We start from the raw sequence: 304 nt of genomic DNA, 5'->3' as shown, positions 1-304 counted from the left end.
CGCCGGAAGCGTTGACTTCGATCAGCGAGCTCTTGTTGGTGTCGTACTGCAGCGTCGTCAGGCTGACATTGCCCTTGGCGTCGCGGTTGAACGAACCGACAACCGACTTCGTGCCGGCAGCGTTGTTCGGGTCGGTGTAGACCCAGTTTTCGCCGGAGAACGAGGCCGACTTGGCAATGCTCACGAGCTGGTTCTGCAGCTCCTTGATTTCCTTCTGGATCTTGCTCTTGTCAACGCCCGGCTCGCTGGCGGTAACCAGCTTCTTCTTGATTTCGTCGACGACGTCCTTGGAGTTTTCCATGGC

1 pseudogene is annotated in these 304 nt (G+C 57.9%); it reads right to left on the bottom strand.

The window, feature by feature from the left end:
• A pseudogene (locus BBX50_RS27860) lies at positions 1 to 304 on the bottom strand (flagellin); the annotation flags it as partial.

The sequence above is a fragment of the Ensifer sp. LC11 genome (genome assembly GCF_001695835.1).
Taxonomy (GTDB): Bacteria; Pseudomonadota; Alphaproteobacteria; order Rhizobiales; family Rhizobiaceae; genus Ensifer.
This window is presented reverse-complemented; position numbering and strand designations above follow the sequence as displayed.